The organism is Aureimonas sp. N4, assembly GCF_001463925.1.
Classification (GTDB): domain Bacteria; phylum Pseudomonadota; class Alphaproteobacteria; order Rhizobiales; family Rhizobiaceae; genus Aureimonas; species Aureimonas ureilytica_A.
Map to the genome: position 1 here is coordinate 32444 of NZ_BBWS01000013.1, position 20662 is coordinate 53105.

Sequence of the window (20662 nt, forward strand, 5' to 3'; positions counted from 1 at the left end):
TCACTCGGCCGCGATGCGATGTCCGTTCGTCGGCAGGCCGGCGAGGATCTTGTCCAGCGTCATCGGATAGTCGCGCACGCGCACGCCGCAAGCGTTGTAGATCGCGTTGGTCACCGCCGCGCCGACGCCGCAGATGGCGAGTTCCCCGATTCCCTTGCCGGCCAGCGGGCTTGCCGCATGGTCGCGCTCCGGCATCAGAACCACTTCGAGCTGCGGAACGTCCGCATTCACCGGCACGTGATATTCGGCCAGATCGTGGTTCACGAGAAGGCCGTTGCGCACGTCCACCACCAGCTCTTCGGTCAGCGCCGTGCCGATGCCGAAGATCTGCCCGCCATAGCACTGGGACGTCGCCGTCTTCTCGTTGAGAATGCGGCCCGCCGAACCGACCGTCAGGAGCCGACGCACGCGCACTTCGCCGGTGACGGCATTGACGCCGACCTCGCAGAAATGCGCGCCATAGCTCGCCTGATGGGTGTTCTGAGACGTCTTGCCCGGCTTGAAATTGCCGGTCATCACGATCGGGCCATCGGACAGGACCTGCGACAGCGGCGTCTGGCGATTGCCCGAGATCACCGTTCCGTCCTTCAGCGTCATGTCCTCGGCCTTGACGCCGAGCTTCTTGGCCAGCGCCTCGACGATGCCCTCGCAGGCCGTGTAGACGGCCGAGCCCGAGGAGTTCGCGCCCCAGGAGCCGCCGGAGCCTGGTGCCTGCGGCAGGCGCGAATCGCCGAGGCTTACCTCGACATTCTCATGCGGCAGACCCAGCATCTCGGCCGCGATCTGCTGCAGGATCGTGTAGGTGCCGGTGCCGATATCGGTCATATCCGTCTCGACGCTGGCATGGCCGCTGCCGAGCAGCGTGACGCGAGCGGACGCTTGCTGGAGCATGTTCTTGCGCGAGGCCGCGGCCATGCCCATGCCGATCAGCCATTCACCCTCGCGCCGCGCGCCGGGCTTGGTCGAGCGGTTCGCCCAGCCGAAGCGGCGTGCGCCCTCGTCCATGCAGTCCACCAACATGCGCGAGGAGAAGGGCAGCCCGTCCTGCGGATCGACCTCTGGCTCGTTGCGCTTGCGGAACTCGATTGGATCGAGCCCCAGCTGCTCGGCCATCTCGTCCATGGCGTTTTCGAGCGCCAACATGCCGACCGCCTCGCCCGGCGCGCGCATGGAGGAAGAGAGCAGCAGGTTCAGGTTCACCTTGCGATGCGTCACCTGCCGATTCTCGCCGGCATAGAGGAAGACCGTGGAGATGCCGGCGGGCTCGAAGAACTCGTCGCCGCGCGAATTGCTGGTGATCGTGTCATGGGCGATCGCCTGGATGCGCCCGGCCTTGTCGGTGCCGAGTCGCACACGCTGGATCGTGTCGGAGCGGCGCGAGGTCGCCTGATAGACCTGCTGGCGGGTCAGCATCACCTTGACCGGCCGCCCCAGCTTGCGCGACGCCATGGAGGCGAAGACGCTTTCCGGCCCGATGCCGAGCTTGCCGCCGAAACCGCCGCCGATATAGCGGTTCACCATGTGAACCTTGGACGCGGAGATACCCAGCGCCTTGGCCAGCTGGCTCACATTGGTGGATACCAGCTGATAGCAGCCATAGAGCGTCAGCTCGCCATCCTTCCAATCCGCCACGGCGGAATGGGGCTCCATGGCCGAATGGCTCTGGCTCGGCGTCGTATAGGTGACGTCGAACTGCACCTCCGCCTCGGCAAAGGCCTTGTCGAAATCGCCGCGCTTCACCGTCGAGGGCATGGCGCCCGAGCCCTTGGGCGGCTCGTAGGCGTTCTCCTTCTCGGCCTCGAGGTCGTAAACGCCCTCGACCGGCTCGAACTCGACCTCGACCAGACGGGCGGCATCACGCGCGATCTCGAAGCTTGTCGCGACGACGAGGCAGATCGGCTGGCCGTAATGCACGACCTCGCCCTTGATCGCGGCCGGCATGTTGTCGTTCGGATCGGCCGAGGCGCGTGGGCCATCGTCCTCGTAGATCACGTCGAGCACGCCCGCCTTGGCGAGCGCGGCCATCGTGTCCACGCGCTTGATGCGCCCCGCGCCGGTGCCCGCCGTCACGACGAAACCATAGGCGACCTCAGGCCCGGTCATGTTCTCGTAGGCGTAGCGCGCCCGGCCGGTGACCTTCAGCGGTCCCTCGAACCTGTCGATGCCCTTGCCGATGACATTCTGAACGCCCGCGTCGAGACGGGTCTCACCGACCGGCTCGTTCATCTTGAGATTGAACGTATCCATCAGCTCTCTCCACGCGTTGCGTCATGCAGAACGGCCGGCAGGGTGCGGCGCGTCAGCTCGATCTTGAAGTCGTTGTCGCCGAAGCCCTTGGCGTCCTTCAGAAGGATGTCGGCGGCCTTGGCAAAGAGCTGATCGCTGGGCGTCTCGCCCTTCAAGGCGTCCTCCACCGCCGCGTCGCGCCAGGGCACGGTGCCGAGCCCGCCGAAAGCGAGCTTTGCCTCGGCGATACGCCCGTCTTCCATCCGCACGATCGCGGCGATAGAAACGAGCGCGAAGGCATAGGACGCGCGGTCACGCACCTTGCGATAAAGATGCACGCCGTCCACGGGCTTGGGCAGGCGCACAGCGGTGATGAGTTCGCCGGGCTCCAGAATCGTCTCGATCTGCGGGGTGCCGCCGGGCAGGCGATGAAGCTCCGCGATCGGAATGTCGCGCGTCGAGCCGTCGCTTTTCTGCGTCTCGATCACGGCATCCAGCGCCCGCATGGCGACCGCCATATCGGAGGGGTGGGTCGCGATACAGGCTTCCGAGGTGCCGAGAATGGCGAGGATGCGGTTGAAGCCTTCGCGCCCGTCGCAGCCCGAGCCTGGCTGGCGCTTGTTGCAGCGCGCCGTCGTCTCGTAGAAATAGCCGCAGCGCGTGCGCTGGAGAAGATTGCCGCCTGTCGTCGCCTTGTTGCGAAGCTGGCCCGATGCGCCCGCCAGAAGAGCGCGGGAGAGAACTGCATAATCGCGCCGGACGCGTTCGTCGGCCGCCAGCTCGCTGTTGGTGACCAGCGCGCCGATGCGCAGGCCCCCATCCGCCTCTTCGATCGATTTGAGCGCGAGGCGGTTGATATCCACCAGCTTGTCCGGCGTCTCGATCTGGAGCTTCATCAGGTCGAGAAGATTGGTCCCGCCCGCGATGAACCGGACACTGGCCTCGGCGGCGATATGGGCGGCCTCGCGCGGATCGCTCGCGCGCTGATATTCGAACTGTTTCACGCCGCGTCCCTCCCCTTGGCGGTGCGGATCGCGTCCACGATGTTGGGATAGGCCGAACAGCGGCAGATATTGCCGCTCATGCGCTCGGAAATCTCGGCGTCGGTGAGATCCACCTCGCCGTCCAGCGTCTCGGTCACGTGGCTCGGCCAGTTCTCGCCGGCCTCCTTCAACATGCCGACGGCCGAGACGATCTGGCCCGGCGTGCAATAGCCGCACTGATAGCCGTCGTGATGGAGGAAGCTTTCCTGCATCGGGTGCAGATGGCCGGGCTCACCCAGACCTTCGATCGTCGTGATCGCATCGCCCTCGTGCATGATGGCGAGGGTCAGGCAGGAATTGATCCGCCGGCCGTTGACGAGAATCGTGCAGGCGCCGCACTGGCCGTGGTCGCAGCCCTTCTTCGTTCCCGTCAGCGCCAGATGCTCGCGCAGAGCGTCGAGCAGCGAGGTCCGGGGGTCGAGGTCCAACTCGTGGTCGGCTCCATTGACGTTCAGTCGCATGACCGATGCCGCTCCTTGTAACGTTTCCAGATTGGACAACGCAGCTAGGGCGGCTTGGGTGCATGGAAATCCGCGACGCGGGTCGTCGGGGGTGACCTTTTGTCTTCAAACGCTTAGGCGCGACCGAACACAGACGCTTAGAAGCCGTCCGTCAGCTCGCTCGGGGCGGGCTGCGTGCGGCCCGGCGGCAGGGCGAGACGCCCGCCGGTCATCGGCTCGGGCGCGCCTGTCGTGGTCGGGAAGCTGATCGGCAGTCCGCGCAGCGAGCGCACAGCGAGATAGGCGAAGCATTCGGCCTCCACCGTGTCGCCGCGCAGGCCCAGCGCGTCGGCATTCTCGACCTCGACATGCGCGCGCTCGGCGATCTCGCGCATCAGAACCGGATTGCGCCGCCCACCACCGGCGACGACGAGGCGTGTTGGCCGATGCGGCAGCAGATCGAGCGCGCGGCCCACCATGCCGGCCGTCACGGCGGTCAAGAGCGCCGCGCCGTCCTCGGTGGATAGGCCCTCCGCCATGGCGGCGGAAAAGTCGTTGCGGTCGAGCGATTTCGGATAGGGCCTCACACAATAGGGGTTGGCGAGAATCGAGGCGAGTCTCGCCTCGTCCACATGGCCCTTGGCCGCCGCCACGCCGTCGCGGTCCATCTCGGCGCCCAGGCGCCGGCCCATCCAGTCGTTGAGCGGAGCATTGGCCGGGCCTGTATCGAAAGCCTGCATCGAACCATCGGCCGCGACCCAGGTCACATTGGCGACGCCGCCGAGATTGAGAAAGGCCGTCTCCTCGCCCGCGCCGATCCGCCGCAAAAGCGCGCGGTGATAGAGCGGCGCGAGCGGAGCCCCCTGCCCGCCCGCCGCGACATCGGCCGAGCGGAAATCATAGACCACGGGAATGCCGAGCCGACCGGCCATCAGCTGGCCGTCTCCAAGCTGGCGCGTCGCGCCCAGCCGCTCGGGCGTGCGCGCCCGGTGCAGGACCGTCTGGCCATGAAAGCCGATCACGCCGACATCCTCGGCCGAGATGCCCTCATCCTCCATCATGGCGGCGATGGCATCGGCCTGGGCGATCGTCAGCGCGCGCTCGGCCTCTGCAAAGATCTCCGGCTCCGGCCCTTCAAAGCCCCATTCGGCGGCCTCGGCCAAGGTTTCCTTGAGAAGAGGACGGATGTCGCGGCGATAGGGGGCGAGCAGGGTCGGGCCGAATTCCTCGATCCGCTCGCCATCGGTGCGCAGCATGGCGATGTCGACATTCCCGTCCAACACCGTTCCGGTCATCAGACCGATCGCCCAGATCGCCATGGCTGCCCTCGAATCACTCACGAAAATGCTGCATGTGATGGCAGGCAGGCTTCGCGCCAAGCTGACCTGACGCTTTTCGCGGTGAGAGCCAAGTCACGTCTAGCTAACGATCGCGCGATCCGTCACCCGCCGCCAGGACGTTCCGTCGCTGAAGGCCAGCACCGCGCCGCCCGCCTCGTCCGAAACATGGATAATCTGCCCCGCGCCAGCGGAGGCCGCCGGCAGGGACGCCTTGGCGTAGCTGCCGACGCGCAAGGCTCCGCCGAGGTCGAGTGCGCAGACCGGCGCTTCGCTTCGCCCGATAGCGACACGGCCCGAGCCGGCCGCAACGCGCACAGCATCGCGAAAGCTCGCCCCATCGGCCGAGACGCGAATCGTCAGGTCGTCGGAGCCCGTCAGGCCGATCTCGGCGCGGCCCGACCAGTTGGTCTGGAACAGGACCGAGGCCGTGCGGCCGTTGGCGGCCTTGTTGATGATCTTTCGCGCGTCGCCGCTGCCGGGCGTTCGGGCATCATGCGTCAGAAGTTCGCTATCGGCGGCGACGGTGAGGCGGTTCGTGCCGGTCGCATCCGCGTTGATGCCCAGCCGATCCGCCTGCCGTGGGCGGAACGGGCGGTCGGTCCAGCCGGCTCCATCGAACAGAAGAAACGCACCGGTATCCCCAACATAGGCCACCTGCCCCCCGACCGGGCTCACCTCCACGAAGCCGCCATCCTCGAACAGGGCGAGCGAGCCCGCTTTCATCGCCGCCCAGCGCGCGCCCTTGGCCGAGGACGGCAGAATGTAAAGCTCGCCCTCCTTGGCGCTGGCCGGCTCCTGCGCCAGCGTCGCCGAGACGACGGCGGTCTGCACGAGCACATCGAGCCGGCGCATCGCGTCGTTCACGGTGACGTGCTTTTGCGCCTGCTGCGGCAGAACGAAGGGAAGGTCGAGGCGGGGCGAGGCAGACATGGCGGCGCGTCCTTGGCACGGGTTTCATCGCGCCGAGCTTAGGTTCGCGCCGTCAGGGCGGGGATAGATGGGGGATAGTTCGCGGAGAGTTTCGCCTCAGCGTGGCTCTACCTCGTCCACGATCTGCACCGCATCCGGCGCACCGGACACCGCAGCGGCCCCCGAAGCCGTGGTCGAGACGGCCAATTTCTGCTCGCGCAGGAAAATGAACACGCCCGACGCCGTGATGATCGCCGCGCCGAGAAGCAGGCTGACCCTCGGCGTTTCCCCAAACAACACCACGCCGAACAGAATCGCCCAGACGATCAGCGTGTACTGATAGGGCACGACGACGGAGGCCGGCGCGATCAGGAGCGAGCGGTTGACGCAGACATGCGCCACCATGGACACGATGCCGAGCAGGCAGAGAAAGCCGAGGTCGAAGGTGCTCGGATGCACCCAGCCGATCGGCGCCAGCACCATGCCGGCGATCAGCGCGGCACTTGTCTGCCAGGCGATCAGCGTCACCTCCCCGCTCTTGGCGAGAATGCGCGTCGAGATCATCAAAAGCGCGTAGCAGAAGCTCCCGCCGACCGCGATCAGCGCCGGCCAGCCGGCATTCACGAGGTCCGGCCCGAGCGCGACGAGCACGCCCACGAAACCGCAAAGCACCGCGCTCCAGCGCACCCAGCCGACGCGCTCCTTCAGAATCAGGGCCGACAGCGCCGTCACGTAGATCGGCCCGGCCAGATAGAAGGTCATGACATTGGCGAGCGGAAGATAGCTCAGCGCCCAGTAGAAGAAGCCGACCTCCAGCGTCGAGCCCAGAGCGCGCGCGATCTGGAGCCTCGGCCGCGTTGGCCGGATTACGCGGCCCCAGCCCTCACGCTGGACGAAGGGGGCGACCACGATCAGCGCCGCGATGCTGCGCAGGAGCAGAACCTGGCCGACCGTATAGGTGCTGACCAGCCATTTGCCCATCGCGTCGTTCACCGCGAACAGGAATACGCCCAAGAGCATGAAACCGACGCCCAGAAGCGCGTTGGACGAGGCGGGAGAGGAAGCGGGCTGCGAACTCATGACGGACGGACATCCAGGCGGGCACGTGCTTCGGGCGTGAAGCGCAGGTTGCGCCTATACCCCCGGCGGCACGGTTCCAAGTGGAATCGCGACCTCGATCGGACGCTGCTTCGTTAGCCGTGTTCGGGCGGCTCGGCGCGGGCCTCGCGGAAGGCGCGGCTGAGATAGGGCGAGCCAACCAGCCCGAACCGCCAAGGCTGTTCCACGCCCTTGGTGATGCCGATTCGCGGCCCCGTCACCAGCCGGAGCGGGCCGACCGGCGCCGTCAGGCGAAAGGGTGGTATGGACAAGTCGAGGCCATCCTGACCCCGATCGATCCCGAGCGCCTGCGTCAACCGCCCTGGCCCCGAGCACAGGAGCTTTGGCGCGTGCGTCCCCCTCCGCTCGGCCATCACCTCCAGTCCCGCCAAAGGCTCCAGCGCCCGAATCAGAACGGCGCTGCCGCGTGTCCCGGCATCGCAGACGATATTGAGGCACCAATGAATGCCATAGGAACGGTAGACATAGGCGCGCCCAACCGGGCCGAACATGGCGCGGTTGCGCTCGGTCTCGCCGCGAAAACTATGCGAGGCCGGATCGTCCGCCCGGTAAGCCTCCGTTTCCACGATGCGCCCGCCGACGCCCCGCCAGAACAGCGCCGCTCCGATCAGCCGCGCGGCCAGCGTCACCGCATCGAGGGCCAGCCATTCGGCCGGGAAAAGAGGAGCATCAGCGGCGTCGGACATGCGGGCTCGGATCGTTCGATGGGCATTGCCTGCAAGTCGGCCTCCCTTGCAGAGCTTTCAACCCGATCTTCTCCGATCGAGAAGCGAAGGAAGCGTCTTGACAGGAAGCGCCATCGATCCGTATATGCCGCCCATGCTCGAACGGCCCAACGGCCACGGGCGCTTGCGGCGATACGCCGCTTGTTTTGAAGTGGCAGTGTAGCTCAGCTGGTTAGAGCGTCGGATTCATAACCCGAAGGTCGGTGGTTCAAGTCCACCCACCGCCACCATTCAACCCCCGTATCCTGCTTATCCATGACAAGATGATGCGAGTTCATGCCGATCGCATGTGCTGAATCATCTGGCATTTCCCCACCCGCGCGGCCAATAGAGACTCATGCGATGCCGCGCGAAGGCGCGGAATCGGTGCAGATGCAGCGCATGAGGACATCCAGCATGACCATTCGGATCGCCGTGATCGGCTGCGGCCAGTGGGGGCAGAACCACGTTCGCACCCTCAAGGAAATCGGTGCCCTCGCCGCCCTGTCGGACGGCAATCCCGAGCGGGCCGCCGCCCTATCCGAGCGATTCGACGTTCCGGCGCGCTCTACCGACGACATTCTGGCCGACGAGACGATCCAGGGTCTCGTCCTCGCCCTGCCCCCGCGCCTGCATGGGCCGACGGCGCGGCGCGCCTTTCAGGCTGGCAAGGATGTGCTGATCGAAAAGCCGATCGGGCTCGACCTGTCGGATGCCAAGGAGACCGCGCGGGTCGCCAAGGCCGAGGGCCAGCTTCTCATGGTCGGGCATGTCCTGCGTTTTCATCCCGTGTTCGAGGCTTTGGATGCGCTCGTGCGCGCGGGCGCGATCGGCGAGCTGCGCCATATCCTCTCGACCCGCCTCGGGCTCGGCCGGTTCCTCGGCATGGATGCCGTCTGGGATCTCGCGCCGCACGATCTGTCTCTGGTTCTGCATATGGCGGGCGGCGCGCCGGAGTGTGTCGAGACGCTGCGCCGCACCGTGCTCAGCGACGAGACGGACGCCGCCGATATCGCGCTTCGGTTCGCGAACGGCCTGACCGGCGAGATCCACGTCTCGCGCGTCTCGCCCTATCGCGACCGCCGCTTTTCGGTGATCGGAACGGAGGGGATGCTGACCTTCGACGATCTGGCGCCGGAAGGGCAGAAGCTCGCGCTCTACCGACACAAGGTCTGGCGGGACGGCGCGCATTTCGCCTTCCAGGGCGCCGACGCCGATTACCAGCAGACCGAGCCCGGCCTGCCGCTCGACCGGGAACTGCGCCATTTCATCGACTGCATCGCGACGCGCGCCGAGCCGCGCACGGGCGCGGCGGAAGCGGTCGAGACGGTGCGTATCCTGAACCTCGCCTCGCCCCGCGCGCCGACGGCCTGACGCGCCCTCAGGCGGCGCGAGACGCCGCCGATACGGGCTCGGTGCGCGCGATGACGCCGCCGCCCAGAACCTGAACGCCGGCCCCTTCGCCGTCGTAGAAGACGCAGGCCTGCCCCGGCGAGACGCCCTCTTCGCCGGCGGCGAGTTCCACGAAGACCTCACCGCCACCCAGCCCGAGCCGGGCCGGCGCCGGCGGGCGGGTGGAGCGAATCTTGACGAAGAGCGACCGCTCACGCGCGGCTGCCTCGTGCAGCGGCTCGCCGCCCAGCCAGTTGACGTCGCGCAGCGCCAGACGGCGAGTGGCCAGAGCCTCGCGGGGGCCGACGGTGACGGTACGCGTCCGGGCGTTGATCGCCACGACATAGAGCGGCTCGCCGGAGGCAAGACCCAAGCCCCGCCGCTGGCCGATCGTGAAATTCACGATGCCGGCATGTTCGCCGAGATGACGCCCGTCCACATGCACGAGATCACCCGGCGCGCCCGCATCGGGCTTCAGCTTGGCGATCACATCGCTATAGCGCCCCTTGGCGACGAAGCAGATGTCCTGGCTGTCGGGCTTGGATGCGACACCCAGATCGAAGCGGGCCGCGATCTCGCGCGTTTCCGGCTTGGTGAGACGGCCGAGCGGAAAGCGAAGGAAATCGATCTGCTCCTGCGTCGTCGCATAGAGAAAATAGCTCTGGTCACGATCGAGATCAGCCGGGCGATACAGGCTGCGGTGCGCCCCGTTCAGCCGCGACTCGATATAATGGCCGGTCGCCAGAGCGTCGGCCCCCAGATCCCGCGCCGTCGTCAAAAGATCGCGGAACTTCACGGTCTGATTGCAGGCCACGCAGGGAATCGGCGTTTCGCCGGCCAGATAGCTTTCCGCAAACGGATTGATCACCGACTGACGAAACTTGTCCTCGTAATCGAGGACATAGTGCGGAATTCCCAGAATCTCGGCCGTGCGCCTTGCATCGGCGATATCCTGTCCCGCGCAGCAGGCGCCGGCGCGCTTGGGCGTCGCGCCGCCATCATAGAGCTGCAAGGTGATTCCAACGACGTCGTATCCCTCCGCCTTGAGAAGGGCGGCGGTGACGGACGAATCGACGCCGCCCGACATGGCGACGACAATTCGTGTCTCGGCGGGCGCCTTCGGAAGATCGAGGCTGTTCAGCATGGCGAAGACTCTCGCGAAGTTCCGCGCGTGGCGGCCAGTCAAAGCCCGTATGTAAAGGCTGCGACCGCCCCTGCCAACCGCCTGATCGGGAATGGCTTTTCACCCATTCCGAGAGACCGCCCAGGCAGGCCATCCTTGCGCCGGACTTGAGACAACCTCTTATCAAAGTGTTTCAAGGGGCTTAGCGGATTTTTTAGATGCTCAGGGCTAACTTACGACAGCGATTAGGTCTTTGCGTGAGTGTAGAGAGTTCAATGACCGATCAGGTTAGACCAAGAGTGAAATACGTCATCGGGCCCGACGGCAGCCCCCTGACGATCGCCGATCTGCCGCCATCCAACACGAGACGTTGGGTGATCCGTCGCAAGGCCGAAGTCGTGGCAGCGGTTCGTGGTGGGCTTCTCAGCCTCGACGAAGCCTGCTCGCGTTATACGCTGACCGTGGAAGAGTTCCTGTCCTGGCAGGTGTCGATCGACAGTCACGGCTTGGCCGGGCTGCGCACGACGCAGATTCAGGAGTACCGCAAGAAGGCCGATCTCCACTAGGGAGACGAGCCCCTTCCCTCATGATGAGGCAGGACGACGGGACTGGCGAAAGCCGGTCCTTTTCGTTTTTGCCCTCGAGGGTTTTCGCATGTGACGTGCGACGAAGTCCTCGGACGGCGGTTTTGCACGGCCTTCGTCTCGCTGGTGTTTAGAGTCGCAAGCTTGCTTCAGGCTTGAACACGAAAAAGGCCCGCGCCGGAGCGCTAGGCCTTTGTAACGCGATCGAAGGCTCGATTCGAATGTCAGGCGACGGCGGAGCGCCGATCATCGGTCGATTCGCGCTGTTCGAGTTTTTCGGCATTGGCGTATTCCGCCTCCGCCTCTTCCAGCGAGATCCGGGCGGCGTTCATCTGAATGCGCAGGTCGCCTACGGAATTCATCAGATTGTCGCGGCGGGTCCGGGCGGCCTTCGCGAAGGTCGGATAGGCGAAATGGGCCATATCCGTAATGCCGGACTTCTTTTCTTCGTTGCTGATCTGAGCGTCCAGTTCGGCCGCCATGCGCTCGAATTCATTGAGCATCAGTTGGAGCTGCTCCACCTGCCGCCGCTTCTCCGTCACCTTGAAGCGGCTCAGGCGCATGATATTCTCACGTTTCGGCATCACGCTTCACTCTCCTCTTCCATAGGGCCTCTCACATGTGGCCCCGTGACGCGTCGCGAGGTGAGGTTTCGGGCAAGCCTCGAAAGCTAGCTTTAACCACCTGTTTACGCGCACCGTTAATCATATGGGGCGAGGATTTAAGGCCCAGTAAATCGAACGGTTCAAACACACGTCTTCTTTGTTTCTCAGCTCGCAGTTTGTGGCTTCAAGGTAACACCGGCGATCTTAAGCAAAAGCTGCCACAACAATTCGACAGGAAGCCAGAAATTGAAGCGATTGTTAACCATTCGATGCGAAGCTCGATCCAGCAGAACACGAACTCCAACCTCGTCGGTTTCAAGGCGATCGACTGGGCTGACGCAGAGGAATAGATGATGCGCGTTCTTTTGATCGAGGATGACAGCGCGGTCGCGCAAAGCATCGAACTCATGCTGAAGTCCGAGAGCTTCAACGTGTATACGACCGACCTGGGCGAGGAAGGCGTAGATCTCGGCAAACTGTATGATTACGACATCATCCTGCTGGATCTGAACCTCCCCGACATGTCCGGCTATGAAGTTCTTCGGACGCTTCGTCTGGCCAAGGTCAAGACGCCGATTCTCATCCTGTCCGGCATGGCGGGAATCGAGGACAAGGTTCGCGGCCTCGGGTTCGGCGCGGACGACTATATGACCAAGCCCTTCCACAAGGACGAGCTGGTTGCCCGCATCCATGCGATCGTGCGCCGCTCCAAGGGCCACGCTCAGTCGGTGATCGTGACCGGCGATTTGACGGTGAATCTCGATGCGAAGACCGTCGAGGTCAACGGCCAGCGCGTCCACCTGACGGGCAAGGAATATGCCATGCTGGAGCTGCTTTCGCTCCGCAAGGGCACGACGCTCACCAAGGAAATGTTCCTGAACCATCTCTATGGTGGCATGGACGAGCCGGAACTGAAGATCATCGACGTCTTCATCTGCAAGCTGCGCAAGAAGCTGGCGACCGCGACCGACGGCAAGAACTATATCGAGACAGTCTGGGGTCGCGGCTATGTGCTGCGCGAGCCGGACGCCGATACCCGCGCAGCCTGATTTCTCCAGGTCTGCCGCCAACAACAAAGCCCGTGAGCCCATGAGGGGCCGCGGGCTTTTTGCTGTGCCCGCTCATGGGTCCGTCAGCTTCGGAAGGGTCGCATGCGACGGCCTTTGCGCCCTGCTTCGAGCGCACGCGTGCTGGCAGCCGGCGTGGAAGGCGAGACGACTTCGAACGCCATCGACGCCCCGTTCCAAGCCTCGCACCCGAATCACGCCGTCCGTTTTCGTCAGGACAGGCCTTCATCGCTTGGGAGCTGCCGGAGCCTCAAGCGGCCACGGGGAGATAGGGCTGGACCCAGGCCGTCAGCGTCGCGCGATCGAAGGGACGAAACAGGAAACCGCTGGCGCCCGCGCGCTTGCTGCGGGTCATCAGTCCGAGATTCGATTCCACCAGCGAAACGAGAATCGGTGCTCTCGGCACCGCGCCGGCGCGCAAGGTTCGCAGCGCCACATCGACCGGCATATCGGGCATGGTGGCCGACAGGAGAACCAGATCGAACCCATTGGTTCTCTGATCGAGAGCCGCCAGCGCCTCGTTCATGTTGAGGGCGCCCACCGTCTCCGCACCCAGGCCGGATAGAACGCGGCTGGCGACCTTCAGGACGATGTTGTTCTCGTCGATCACAAGACAGGAGGGCATGGCGCGGGACTCTCGGCACGGGGGCAATACCCCACCCTAGAGCCTCGCGCTTTTCCGTTCGGTTCCCAAACGCGGCGAAGGAAGCGTAAAGGAAACCGGAAAAATGAGGGCGATCAGTTGCGCTCGACGCTGAACACCGCCGTTTCGCCTTCCTGCGCCAGGGTGATCGTCGCCCCGCACTCGCGAGCCAGAAGAAGCGTATAATATTGCTGGACGCCATGGGCGTCGATCGGCTCGGCCATGGTCTCGCCGCCGAGCAGCGCGCGGAAGGTCGCCGGCACCCGCAAGGGCTTGCCATTGGCCGTCAGAGTGATGCGAAGGCGCGGCTCCAGTTCCTCGACGCGCACCGTGACGGTGCGGCCGCGCGGCACGGAGGCATTGGCGATCACGATCAGATTGAGAACCAGCTTGGCGACGTTTTTCGGAACATAGGCGCGCTGGCCTTCCCAATGGAGTTCCGCCTTTTCGAAGGACATGAAGCCTTCGGCCACCGTCTTGGCGTCGCCCATATCGATCTGGGCGACGGTGGAGCCCGACGAGCCGTAGGCGATGCGAGCGAACTGGAGCTTGGCGACGGCGCTCTGCGTCGAACGCCGCACCAGGGCCATGGCCTCGGGATCGTTCGGCATCTCGTCCAGAAGTTCCAGACCGGCCTGCACCGCACCGACAGGAGAGATGATGTCGTGGCACAGACGGCTGGCGAGAAGAGCGGCCAGATCCGCAGCGGACAAGTCGGGCAGGTGCGTCATCTCGGCTCCGTGCGTCCTGATGGTTAAAATTGTCTGATACGCCGCCTAACATGTGGCGGGCCGCCACACGAGGGCGGATCGCGGCTTCCTCCCATTTCCGCCGCTCGCGTGCGGTAACGGCAACAGGCGAAGCCCACCGCGCGGATGCCGCTCTTCGTCGTTCGGGCGCTCCGCACACGGCTTTTGCGCTTTTGTTCCGCCATCTTAGGATTTCGGAAACCATGTCAAATCTAGGCTGTGCCGAACATGCGCAGCCGCACGCGCCCGCTCGTTCCGAGGGATACGATCCATGCAGCGCCTCCTCCGGCCACTTCGCCTTCTCTCTCTCGCCGCTCTGACGATGGGAGCCACTCTGTCGCCCCCCCTTCTCGCGCCGGCCTCGGCTCAGCAGAAATCGGGTGGTGGCTATACGATGCAGGAGATCGTCACCGAAGGGCACCGCTTCTTCGGCGCGACCGCAGGGGGCCTCGCCACCGTCATCGAGCGGGCCTTCCAGGAGCGCGGCCTGCCGAACGGCTATATTCTCGGCGAGGAAGGCTCGGGCGCCTTCATCGGCGGCCTGCGCTACGGCGAGGGCACGCTCTTCACCAAGAACGCGGGCGAGCATCACGTCTATTGGCAAGGTCCGTCGATCGGCTTCGATGCCGGGGGCGACGGGGCGCGCACCATGATGCTGGTCTATGATCTGCCCTCGGTGAACAGCCTCTACGGACGCTATGCCGGTGTGTCGGGCAATGCCTATCTCGTGGGGGGCGTCGGCATGACCTTGCTCCAGCGCGATTCCATCACGCTCGTTCCGATCCGCACGGGCCTCGGCGCGCGTCTGGGCGTCAATATCGGCTATCTCAAACTGACGCCGGCGCCGACCTGGAACCCGTTCTAAACCGCTACCCGAAGCCAATCCGGCTGCCATATAACGACGTCTAGTCAATGCGGCGGGGCTCGGCGTAGAAGGCCTCGGCCGGCTGCGTCGCGGCCTGCGCCAAGCCCATTCGTTCCCTTTCCGAGGGATAAGGCCTGCGCGCCGGGGAGCGCTGGGATAGTGATGATCGCGACAGCCCTTATCTTTCTGCTCGGCGCGCTGACGGCGACCTTGATCCTTCTTCTGCTGATACCGCTCGTCTGGCGGCGGGCGCAGCGGCTGGCCCGACGCGAATTCAATGCCACGATCCCCACCAGCGTAAACGAAATCCGCGCCGAGATGGATCTGGTGCGCGCCACCTCCGCCTTCGACATCCGGCGCGAGGAGCGCCGCGCGCAGGAACTGATGGAGCAGGCCGTGCGCGAGCGCGGCGAAGCCGGGCGGGTGATCGTCGAGAACGGCCACCTCGTCACGCGCGGTCGGGAGCTGGAAGGCCATCTTGCCGAGCGCGACAAGACGATCGCCAAGCTCGAAGAGCGTCTGCACACCGTGATCGCCGAGCGGGACGAGCTGGTGCAGCATCGCCACGACCTGCGCGCCAAGCTTCAGGCGCGGGCCGAGGAGATGGAAGCGCTGGCTCTGCGCCATCAGGCTCTCAAGGAACGCTCCGACGAACAGCGCCGGCATATCGCGGCGGCCGATGCGCGCGTGGTGGACCTGTCGGAGGCGCTGCGCGCCGCGCGCGAACGCGCGCCTGCACGCGCCTCGCAGCCCGAAGGCGCAGTCCCTCCAGTCCCCGCTCCGATCGCCGCCGTCGAGCCCGACGCGGCGCTCGCGGCCATGGCGACGTCAAACGCCCGCCCCAGCGGCAGCGCCCGTCTTCGAGCCGTGTTGCAGAGCAATCAGGCGACCACCGACATCAAGCCTGGCCCGGAGCGCGGCGATGGGGGTGAGAACGCCGAGATTCGCGAGCGGATCAGCGACATCGCGGCGCGCGTCATCCAGAAGGAAATCGAGGCCGAAGGGCCGAACTCGCGCTTGCGCGAGATGATCGAGCGGCCCGAGCCTCCGCGCGAAGGTGGCGTGCCCAGCCTGGCAGCCCGCGTCCGCTCGCTGCTCTCCGACACGCCCGCAATCTCGCAGACGCCCGTTGCGAACGCGCCTGCCATGGCGGCGACATCGCCTGCGGAACCCGACCCCGCTCCGGCGGTCAGCTCGGCTCGAACCGCCGGGAAAAGAAATGGTGGAGGGCGATCGCGGCCGAAATCGAGACGTTGAGACTGTCGAGACCGGGCGCCATGGCGATGCGCAGCGAGCGTACGTCACTGAGAAAGGCAGGATCGAGCCCCTCGCCTTCCGTGCCCAGAAACAGAGCCCGCGCCCGGTGGGTGCCCAGTTCATGCAAGGCGATGTCGCCGGCCGGCGACAGGCACAGGCATTCGAAGCCCAGGCCCGCCAGCCAGGCGTGAATGGCCCGCACCCCCTCCATCCGCCGAAACGGGATGGTGAGGACCGAGCCGACGGAAACGCGGATGGATTTGCGATACAGCGGGTCGCAGGCCGTCTGGTCGAGGATCACGGCACCAACCCCGAACGCATCGCCATTGCGAAACAGCGCTCCCATATTGTCGTGGTTCGACAGGCCGCAGGCGACGACCACCAAGCCCTTGTCACGCTGGATCGCGGATAGACGGGCGTTCCAGTCCGCGTCGGTTCCCGGCTCGGCGGCGACGCCATAGGCCAGAACGCCGCGATGAACCGGAAAGCCGGCGATCGCGTCGAAGACTTCCGAATCGGCCACATAAATGGGCACGTCCGACCCGAAGCTCGCCAAGCGTGGCTCCAATCCCGCCAGGCGATTGCGCAGGATGAGAAGCGCGCCCGCCCGAAAGCGCTCCGAGCGCGCGAGTTGGTCCAGCACCACGCTGCCTTCCGCCATGAACCCGTCCCGCCCGCGCAGGTCGCGGTCACGCACATCGCGAAAAGGCTCGATCCTTGGATCGGTGGCGTCGAAAATCTCGATGATGGAGGGCATTGGCTGTGCCGTCTTCCCTTGTGCTGCGACAGGGCGACGCGCCTTGGCCGGAGCCGAAAGGCGGGTGCCACGGCAAGGCTTGTCCTGTATGCCGGGGCGCATGTCCACTGCGCCTGCCGCCATCGGCGAAACCGCCCTGTATCTGCCGGTCAAACGCTTTCTCGAAACGCTGGGCTTCAGCGTGAAGGGCGAGATCGGTTCTTGCGATCTTCTGGCGTTGAAGGACGGCGAGCCGCCCATTGTTGTGGTCTGCGAGTTGAAGCTTCAGTTCAATCTCGAACTCGTGCTGCAAGGCGTCGACCGCGCGCCCATGGCCGACGAAATCTGGCTGGCCGGCCCTTTGTCGGCCCGCGGCAAGGGGCGCGAGGGCGATCGGCGTTTTCGCGATCTGTGCCGGCGGCTTGGCTTCGGCCTGCTGGCGGTGGATGGCAACGGCAGCGTCCATGTTCTCCTGTCGCCTGAATCCCCCGCTCCCCGCCGCAATGCCAAGCGCCGCTCGCGCCTCGTCTCCGAGCATCGACGCCGACGCGGCGATCCGGCAACCGGCGGTGCCACCCGCCAACCAATCATGACGGCGTACCGGCAGGAGGCGCTGCGCTGCGCATTAGCGCTCAAAACCGGCCCAAAGCGGCCGAAGGACTTGCGGCCTGCCTGTCCCAACGCGCAAAAAATCCTGCATCGCAATGTCTACGGCTGGTTCTCCAGCCCCGCGCGCGGCACTTACGAGCTGACGCCGGCCGGCTTCGAAGCCTTGAAACGCTGGCCGCAGGAGGGAGATGGGATCCCGAACGAAGCGCCGGCCAGCGCGTTGCAGGAGCCATGATCTTCTTCACCGCCGACACACACTTTTCCGATCCGCGCATTCTACGTCTGGACAAGCGCCCCTTTCCCAACCTCGCCGCACATGACGACGCGCTGACCGAACAATGGAACGCGGCGGTCGGACCGGAGGACGAGGTCTGGCATCTCGGCGATTTCGCCAAGGGAACGGCTGATGAGAAGGCCGCCCTTCTCGCTCGGCTCAACGGGCGCAAGCATCTCGTTGCGGGCAACAATGACGACGAGGCGACGCTGAGCCTCACCGGCTGGAGCAGCGTCTCACCCTATCAGGAATTGGTGGTGGACGGCCGAAAGCTGGTGCTCTGCCACTACGCGTTTCGAACCTGGAACGGCAGCGGCAAGGGCGCGCTCAATCTCCACGGCCATTCGCACAGCAAGCTGATGCCGATGTCCGGTCAGTATGATGTCGGAGTGGACGTGTTCCCGTTTCGGCCCGTGACGCTCGGCGACATTCTCATATCGCGACGGAGACGAAAGCCGGAAACGACATCAGTTGGCGAACTTTGAGGAGATGTTCCGCAGCGCCTGCACGATCGAGGCCGGCGGATAAGGCTTGGCGAAGAAGAGCCCGTTTTCCGGCAGGTCTTCGTCCGTCACCTTCACATGGCCCGAGGCGATGAAGATCGAGACCGGAGGCCAACGGTCGCGCACCGCTTGGGCAAGCTTCAATCCGTCCATGGAACCCGGCATATCGACATCGGTGAAGAGGACGCGAATGTCGGAATGACGCTCCAGAAGGCGGATCGCCTCGTCCGCGTTCGACGCCGCATAGGCCTTGAACCCTGCCTCCTCCACGAGATCGACCGCGTCCCACAGCAGAAGAGGTTCATCTTCCACGACGAGCACGGCGAAATGGTTCGGGTCGAAGGATTGGGCCATGATGAGAAAATGCTTGGAACGGGGCTCTGGTTCAGGACGCAGTGACGGACGATAGAAGGATTTCAAACTGAGCCTTCAAAGGCGTAAACACGGTGCTGTCGCAAGTCCCGCGAGGGATCTTTCAAACAGGAATATGAGCAGCCAACCATGCGCCTCCCAGGAGGAGCCGGCCCGATCTTCGCGGTGTCGCGCATGGGCATCCTCCCCTTTTCAAACTTCTGCCTCCGTCGCTCTCACGTTTGACAACGGGCGTGATCTAATCGTGATCTTTCGCGAAGCGACCATCTGCCTTTCACGTATTCGTGAGAGTCAGAGAGAAGGTGAGGATTCCAGCCCCTCGGAACAAGAGGCTGACTTGGGATCGAAGACGGGATTGTCGGGGACGAAACTTTGCCGACCATCATCACGCGGACGGCCGCGTCACGAGATAGGACGCCACGCAGACAAGAATGAGACCGATGGTCCAGAGCGCGAGAGCCGGCGCACCGCTGACGATCAAAAGCCCGTAGCTCAGCGCCATCGAGCCGACCGCAAGACATTTGGCCTTCACGGGCACGGCGCGCCGCTCGCGCCAATTGCGCAAGGTCGGCCCGAAGCGCGGATCGCGCTCCACGCGCGCGGCCCATTCCGGAGAGCCACGACCGAAGGCCCAAACGGAGAGAAGGGCAAAGGGCGTGGCGGGCAGGCCCGGCAGCACCACACCCGCGATCGCCAACCCCAGGCAGACAAATCCCAATGTCCGATAGGCCAGTCGCGCAGCCCGGCCGACGACATGGGTGGACGTGTGGGTGGCAGCATTTGCGCAAACCGCCTCGTCGGCCAGCATGGCGAGCGCTGGCGCGGGATTGTGATGGGGGATCGTTTTCTCCGCCAGCATACGCCTTCCGTTCCTTTCCGCGCGCCGTTCGTCCCGCTTGGCTCCGATCCATCGAACCATGCAGAGGAACAAGCTTGGAAGGCGTTTCGACCGAGGGAGGTTCCTGTTTCGTGTCGAAGCCTATGAATCCTGTTCGGATTTTGAAGACGATTTCGCGAAAAAGAAGGAGACGGGGTCGATTTCGCTCGTTAACCTCCCTTGCGTCATCTGCCCTCACCGGGCCAGCCAAGAGGATGTCAACGTGGAGTTCACGCTGCTCGCTTCCGTCGCAACCGCCTGTCTCGGCGCATCCGCGCTCGTCTGGATCGCCCGCTCACGCATGGAGACCGCCCGCGTAGCGGTGCGAGCGCGCAAAGCCCGCCGCTGACGCGGCGAGCCACCCAGGGCGGGAAGGGCACGGCGCGATCGGTTCGGTCGCCCGGCGTGGTAGGCATCCCATATGGGACGATGCGGACGTGCCGAAGCGGCCATCGGCTCACCGGCTATGGGCTGCAGTGTGTTTCCTCGATATAGTCCGAGTGGAATGGGCTGAGCACGCATAGCCGTCGAGACAGGCGCGGCTAGGCGACCGGCCTATTCTCTTGTCTCTCGTGGAAACGCGTGCGAGCCGAAACCTCAGCCGTCGAGCACAGCGCCAGACCTGGCGCGCCGGAGCCCGCCCCGTGCGTCCGACTCCGCGAGATATGGCGAGCGAGCCTTGATCGGCTGTCGCCCATCGCAATGATGACGGACACGAGCACAAGTCAAACCGCAGACGGTTTGGCTTTCGTCGATCGCTGGTTTTGAAGATATCAAACTGGTACGCCCAAGGGGAATCGAACCCCTGTTTGCGCCGTGAGAGGGCGCCGTCCTAACCGCTAGACGATGGGCGCGAACCAGTGAAGGGCTGTATAGCGGCAGCGGGCTCAGGCCGCAAGCCCTATTTCAAATGGGCTCACAAACCTGCCGCCCTATGGCAAACGGCAGGCGACATGCCCCGGCCCGATAGGCATTCGGCGGCTTGCCGTCCCCAAAAAGGCATAAGAAACGAGCGAAACCGCAGCCGGTCGTCGGCAGGCGGCAACGACCACAGCCAGAAACGAGAGCGCAGAAGCGTGGCGCGTCCGAACATCAAGGAAGGAGAGGATTTCTATTGGTACGCCCAAGGGGAATCGAACCCCTGTTTGCGCCGTGAGAGGGCGCCGTCCTAACCGCTAGACGATGGGCGCGAACCAATGAAAGCCGTATAGCGGCGGCGACCAGG

General features: G+C 64.9%; 22 protein-coding genes and 3 tRNA genes. 9 read left to right on the forward strand and 16 right to left on the reverse strand.

What is annotated here, in order from left to right:
• The 7 genes from AUL28_RS04405 to AUL28_RS04435 all read right to left on the reverse strand — a co-directional run bounded on the left by AUL28_RS04405 (position 1) and on the right by AUL28_RS04435 (position 7763).
• Positions 1-2247 (reverse strand): xanthine dehydrogenase family protein molybdopterin-binding subunit, encoded by a 2247-nt coding sequence (locus tag AUL28_RS04405; RefSeq protein WP_062230807.1) that lies wholly within the window; start codon positions 2245-2247, stop codon positions 1-3.
• Positions 2247-3230 (reverse strand): FAD binding domain-containing protein, encoded by a 984-nt coding sequence (locus tag AUL28_RS04410; protein WP_062230808.1) that lies wholly within the window; start codon positions 3228-3230, stop codon positions 2247-2249. Before AUL28_RS04410 ends, AUL28_RS04405 begins: the two co-directional genes overlap by 1 nt.
• The gene (locus AUL28_RS04415) at positions 3227-3730 is read right to left on the reverse strand and encodes a 2Fe-2S iron-sulfur cluster-binding protein (protein ID WP_082640248.1); all 504 of its coding nucleotides are present in this window, start codon (positions 3728-3730) and stop codon (positions 3227-3229) included. Before AUL28_RS04415 ends, AUL28_RS04410 begins: the two co-directional genes overlap by 4 nt.
• A gap of 137 nt (positions 3731-3867) precedes the next feature.
• Complete coding sequence (locus AUL28_RS04420; protein WP_058634393.1) at positions 3868-5028, reverse strand: anhydro-N-acetylmuramic acid kinase; 1161 nt, start codon at positions 5026-5028, stop codon at positions 3868-3870.
• Positions 5029-5127: 99 nt separating this feature from the next.
• Complete coding sequence (locus AUL28_RS04425; protein ID WP_062230809.1) at positions 5128-5979, reverse strand: DUF2793 domain-containing protein; 852 nt, start codon at positions 5977-5979, stop codon at positions 5128-5130.
• Between the two features lie 96 nt (positions 5980-6075).
• Positions 6076-7038, reverse strand: a complete 963-nt coding sequence (locus AUL28_RS04430; protein ID WP_062230810.1) for a DMT family transporter — start codon at positions 7036-7038, stop codon at positions 6076-6078.
• Positions 7039-7151: 113 nt separating this feature from the next.
• Positions 7152-7763, reverse strand: coding sequence for a DNA-3-methyladenine glycosylase (locus AUL28_RS04435; protein ID WP_062230811.1), 612 nt, complete (start codon positions 7761-7763; stop codon positions 7152-7154).
• Positions 7764-7955: 192 nt separating this feature from the next.
• Between AUL28_RS04435 and AUL28_RS04440 the strand changes: the two genes are divergently transcribed.
• Together AUL28_RS04440 and AUL28_RS04445 are read left to right on the forward strand one after the other, a co-directional pair.
• Positions 7956-8032 (forward strand) — tRNA-Met (locus AUL28_RS04440).
• 166 nt (positions 8033-8198) lie between these two features.
• Complete coding sequence (locus AUL28_RS04445) at positions 8199-9155, forward strand: Gfo/Idh/MocA family protein (RefSeq protein WP_062230845.1); 957 nt, start codon at positions 8199-8201, stop codon at positions 9153-9155.
• Positions 9156-9162: 7 nt separating this feature from the next.
• Here AUL28_RS04445 and mnmA read toward each other — a convergent pair whose 3' ends face one another.
• Positions 9163-10317: a tRNA 2-thiouridine(34) synthase MnmA gene (gene mnmA, locus AUL28_RS04450; protein ID WP_062230812.1), complete on the reverse strand. Its 1155-nt coding sequence runs from the start codon at positions 10315-10317 to the stop codon at positions 9163-9165.
• A 254-nt stretch (positions 10318-10571) separates the two neighbouring features.
• Here mnmA and sciP point away from each other — a divergent pair, with 254 nt between their 5' ends.
• Positions 10572-10862 (forward strand): CtrA inhibitor SciP, encoded by a 291-nt coding sequence (sciP, locus tag AUL28_RS04455; protein ID WP_026358527.1) that lies wholly within the window; start codon positions 10572-10574, stop codon positions 10860-10862.
• A gap of 242 nt (positions 10863-11104) precedes the next feature.
• On the opposite strand, the gene AUL28_RS04460 is transcribed toward sciP, so the two are convergent.
• Positions 11105-11464: a flagellar FliJ family protein gene (locus tag AUL28_RS04460; protein ID WP_058600785.1), complete on the reverse strand. Its 360-nt coding sequence runs from the start codon at positions 11462-11464 to the stop codon at positions 11105-11107.
• 374 nt (positions 11465-11838) lie between these two features.
• Between AUL28_RS04460 and ctrA the strand changes: the two genes are divergently transcribed.
• A complete protein-coding gene (gene ctrA, locus AUL28_RS04465; protein WP_058600945.1) occupies positions 11839-12534 on the forward strand; it encodes a response regulator transcription factor CtrA in 696 nt (231 codons plus the stop codon).
• 268 nt (positions 12535-12802) lie between these two features.
• Here the strand turns inward: ctrA and AUL28_RS04470 are convergent, their stop codons facing one another.
• Together AUL28_RS04470 and chpT are read right to left on the reverse strand one after the other, a co-directional pair.
• Positions 12803-13177: a response regulator gene (locus AUL28_RS04470; protein WP_058634415.1), complete on the reverse strand. Its 375-nt coding sequence runs from the start codon at positions 13175-13177 to the stop codon at positions 12803-12805.
• A gap of 113 nt (positions 13178-13290) precedes the next feature.
• Positions 13291-13926 carry a histidine phosphotransferase ChpT gene (chpT, locus tag AUL28_RS04475; RefSeq protein WP_062230813.1) on the reverse strand — a complete coding sequence of 212 codons (636 nt, stop codon included), beginning with the start codon at positions 13924-13926 and terminating at the stop codon, positions 13291-13293.
• A 289-nt stretch (positions 13927-14215) separates the two neighbouring features.
• On the opposite strand from chpT, the gene AUL28_RS04480 reads away from it, so the two are divergent.
• Both AUL28_RS04480 and AUL28_RS04485 read left to right on the forward strand, forming a co-directional pair.
• The gene (locus tag AUL28_RS04480; RefSeq protein ID WP_058600788.1) at positions 14216-14809 is read left to right on the forward strand and encodes a DUF1134 domain-containing protein; all 594 of its coding nucleotides are present in this window, start codon (positions 14216-14218) and stop codon (positions 14807-14809) included.
• Positions 14810-14971: 162 nt separating this feature from the next.
• Entirely contained in the window at positions 14972-16066 is a 1095-nt protein-coding gene (locus tag AUL28_RS04485) for a hypothetical protein (protein ID WP_062230814.1), read from the forward strand.
• On the opposite strand, the gene AUL28_RS04490 is transcribed toward AUL28_RS04485, so the two are convergent.
• Complete coding sequence (locus AUL28_RS04490; RefSeq protein WP_062230815.1) at positions 15999-16823, reverse strand: TrmH family RNA methyltransferase; 825 nt, start codon at positions 16821-16823, stop codon at positions 15999-16001. The genes AUL28_RS04485 and AUL28_RS04490 overlap by 68 nt on opposite strands.
• Positions 16824-16923: 100 nt before the next feature.
• Here AUL28_RS04490 and AUL28_RS04495 point away from each other — a divergent pair, with 100 nt between their 5' ends.
• Together AUL28_RS04495 and AUL28_RS04500 are read left to right on the forward strand one after the other, a co-directional pair.
• Positions 16924-17646: a DUF2161 domain-containing phosphodiesterase gene (locus AUL28_RS04495; RefSeq protein ID WP_192843395.1), complete on the forward strand. Its 723-nt coding sequence runs from the start codon at positions 16924-16926 to the stop codon at positions 17644-17646.
• Entirely contained in the window at positions 17643-18170 is a 528-nt protein-coding gene (locus AUL28_RS04500) for a metallophosphoesterase family protein (protein ID WP_062230816.1), read from the forward strand. Before AUL28_RS04495 ends, AUL28_RS04500 begins: the two co-directional genes overlap by 4 nt.
• Here the strand turns inward: AUL28_RS04500 and AUL28_RS04505 are convergent.
• A complete protein-coding gene (locus AUL28_RS04505; protein ID WP_058634421.1) occupies positions 18153-18542 on the reverse strand; it encodes a response regulator in 390 nt (129 codons plus the stop codon). The two genes, AUL28_RS04500 and AUL28_RS04505, sit on opposite strands and share 18 nt — an antisense overlap.
• A 403-nt stretch (positions 18543-18945) precedes the next feature.
• A complete protein-coding gene (locus AUL28_RS04510; RefSeq protein ID WP_244493411.1) occupies positions 18946-19419 on the reverse strand; it encodes a YbaN family protein in 474 nt (157 codons plus the stop codon).
• Between the two features lie 58 nt (positions 19420-19477).
• Here AUL28_RS04510 and AUL28_RS04515 point away from each other — a divergent pair, with 58 nt between their 5' ends.
• Positions 19478-19786 (forward strand): hypothetical protein, encoded by a 309-nt coding sequence (locus AUL28_RS04515; protein WP_062230817.1) that lies wholly within the window; start codon positions 19478-19480, stop codon positions 19784-19786.
• Between the two features lie 430 nt (positions 19787-20216).
• Here the strand turns inward: AUL28_RS04515 and AUL28_RS04520 are convergent.
• Together AUL28_RS04520 and AUL28_RS04525 are read right to left on the reverse strand one after the other, a co-directional pair.
• Positions 20217-20291, reverse strand: a tRNA-Glu gene (locus AUL28_RS04520).
• Between the two features lie 261 nt (positions 20292-20552).
• Positions 20553-20627: transfer RNA gene (locus tag AUL28_RS04525), tRNA-Glu, on the reverse strand.
• Positions 20628-20662 lie beyond the last annotated feature (35 nt).